The organism is Flavobacteriales bacterium (assembly GCA_013001705.1).
Taxonomy (GTDB): domain Bacteria; phylum Bacteroidota; class Bacteroidia; order Flavobacteriales_D; family JABDKJ01; genus JABDLZ01.
On sequence record JABDLZ010000154.1, the window covers coordinates 1 to 2,716 of the forward strand.

The window sequence follows — 2,716 nt, forward strand, 5'->3', positions numbered from 1 at the left end:
AAACTTTGGGGAAATTTCTTTGAATCGATGTCTCAATTCTGGGTCAACGTATCACCTGTTACATTCGACAGGTTCAGTACATAGCCTGAACTCAACGTAGGAATTACGGAGTTGCATCTAGTTGAAAAATTGAGCTAAGCTCTTGTAAGAACTACGGCTTCAAGATCAACCCCCGAATTGTACGCGCAGCCTCCTCAGCACCGGGTGGATCATAGTTGGAGAGTACGATGATCAAGAGGTCGGCATCGATGTCATAGTCGATGATGGAGTTGGCACCTGGAGCCCCTCCACCCAATAGCAGGCCCTTCAATTCTCCTACTGACCGTTCGAAATGAGTGGTCGTGAGTACCATTCCTTCCCGATCCAAGAGTTCTCCCGCATAGAATGCCTTCACAAACCGATACAGATCATCCAGAGTGGAGTAACCGCCTCCGGCACTGTTACCCATGATGGGGGTGAAGGGATCGGCAGGTTGTAGGGGAGCCTCGGGGTCTTGCGGATCACGCATATAGCCTGTCGCCAGACGGTCATCTTGAAAATCGATGCGATAGCCCGTGTTCTCCATTCCCAGAGGGTCGAGGATAAGGGATTCGATATAATCGTAGTAAGTCCCATCGGTCACCTTCTCGATCACCGCTCCGAGCAGCACAAAGCCGGTATTGCTGTACTGCTGCTCGCTGCCGGGTTCAAAGGCGATGGGTGCATCCTTCAAAAAGGCCATATAGGCGGGTATACTGGTGAGTTCTTCCATATTCTCCTGGAAATAGGGGTCGTCCCAATACATACCGTATCCAGAGGTATGGTTCAAGAGATTGAGTAGGGTCACTTCATCGGAACGTGGGTCGCTCAGTTCTGGAAGGATGTCCTTGACCTTCTGTTCGAGGTCCAGCTTCTCTTCTTGCACCAATCGCAGGATGGCCACGGTGGTGAAGAGTTTGTCCAAAGAGGCGATGTTGACCCGGGTCTGCCGCTCGAAAGGGAGGTCCTTCTCCGAGTTTCGCTGACCGTAGGCCTTGACGAAATCCTCATCAAAACCCGTGTACACCCCGACCACTCCAGCAAATAGGCCGGATGCTGTATGCACCGTCATAAAGGAATCAATACGTGCCTGAGACGCTTTATCCACTTCTACCGTAGAAAGTTCAGATGCGCTTTCATCCGTGATGGAAGAGGAGGGAGGGGTCTTTGACTCGCTGAGTACAGAAGGGCTGTCAGAGCAGGAGGCCATAAGTAGAGCGCAAAAGAGCGCGGGTAGAATAGTCTTGTGCATGATGTTCTGTTTCGATTCAAGGACGAAATTCTATGAATCATCGATACGGAGATGTTAAGGCTTGTTAATGTTCAGGGCCTTGAGAGACAGTTGCTGATCGAGCTCGGTCTTGTTTTGGAGGGATTCCTCGTCCCGAGTCCTCGGGTCTCGGAATGACGGTTTCTTAGAAGAGTGTAGGATTGGCAAAATTGGCTCTGCTACAGGCTTGAGTGGCTGGATGGGCATGTCTGTAATACATCCACACCATGTAGAGATCGGTCTACATGCCTTCATGGACTCCTTATTATTCCGATCGAAGACCATGCCTCTATAGGCCTTGGTATCAGCGGGTTTTCAGCCAAAGGAGGTGTTTTAAGGAAGATCGGAATGGAATTGGAATTTGCAGTATCGACCGATACTGTTCGGTCCCAGGCCATTTGATCGAAGTCGAATCTTATAAAAAACCAGTATGAAGAATCAAGAGAACACAAGCAAACATACCGTAGGCATGAAGGAGCAGAGTCCCTTCAAGGCCCAAGAGGAATCCAAAGCATCTTCCGAGCCGAGTATAGAATCTCGCAACAGAGGTCCGTACATGGAGATACGCAAGAAATACTGGGCCGAATTCAAGGCCGCCATCAAGAAACGCGTGCCTCAGATCACCGATGAAGATCTACCATACAAGGAGAAGATCACCGATGACTATTTCGGTCGGATCGAGAAGAAGTTCGGGCCCTCACGTAGGGAGCTGAGAGATGCCACCAAGGCATTCTATACTTGGAGGGCTTGAGCGAAGGCCGATTCCGTCTAAAGAAGGATAGGAAAGCTCGACCGTTCACATAGAGATTCGAGCGTTTCATGTAAAGCCTGACGCTGAAAGGACTCCACTCGCTTAGATTGCCTGCAGAAGATAGGTGTATGATATCGAAAGCATGGTGGGTGGGTTTCTTTGTGTGCACATGCTGTGTGCAGCTATCAGGGCAAGTGGTATCCATTCCCCAGACCGATGGACCCATCACCATTGATGGCAAAGTAGATGAAGCGGTCTGGCAAAAGGGTTTTGAACTCACCGATTTCAAACAGATAGAGCCCAGTCTAGGAGCTGATGCCACCGAACGGGTAGAGGTCAAGGTGTTGTACGATGAACACTTTCTATACGTAGGGGCCAAGATGTTTTTCTCCGATCCCTCGCAAGTCTTCGCTACTACCCTGGAGAGGGACAAGACCCAATCGGCCGATGACTACTTCGAGTTCTACATCGATTCTTACAACGATATGCTCAATACCTTGGTCTTCCGTACCAATCCCCTGGGCGCCCGGCAGGACCTGGAGATCAGTCGCAATGGGGAGGACTTCAATGACTCCTGGAATACCTTTTGGAATGCGGCATCATACATCGATGAAGATGGCTGGAGCACAGAACTGCGTATCCCTTTCTCCTCATTACGCTATGAGCAGGCCGATGTC

Annotated in this window: 3 protein-coding genes; 2 read left to right on the forward strand and 1 reads right to left on the reverse strand. The window is 50.1% G+C overall.

Annotation, left to right across the window (positions count from 1 at the left end; genetic code table 11):
* Positions 1–151: 151 nt before the first annotated feature.
* Positions 152–1,270, reverse strand: coding sequence for a beta-lactamase family protein (locus HKN79_06410; protein NNC83191.1), 1,119 nt, complete (start codon positions 1,268–1,270; stop codon positions 152–154).
* Positions 1,271–1,718: 448 nt separating this feature from the next.
* On the opposite strand from HKN79_06410, the gene HKN79_06415 reads away from it, so the two are divergent.
* A complete protein-coding gene (locus HKN79_06415; GenBank protein ID NNC83192.1) occupies positions 1,719–2,039 on the forward strand; it encodes a hypothetical protein in 321 nt (106 codons plus the stop codon).
* A gap of 128 nt (positions 2,040–2,167) precedes the next feature.
* The coding region (locus HKN79_06420; protein NNC83193.1) for a carbohydrate binding family 9 domain-containing protein at positions 2,168–2,716 on the forward strand (549 nt) is incomplete at its 3' end.

Coding starts and splice junctions, on each gene's coding strand:
- HKN79_06410 (NNC83191.1), bottom strand. CDS start 1,270: ATGCACAAGACTATTCTACCCGCGCTCTTTTGCGCTCTACTTATGGCC.
- HKN79_06415 (NNC83192.1), top strand. CDS start 1,719: ATGAAGAATCAAGAGAACACAAGCAAACATACCGTAGGCATGAAGGAG.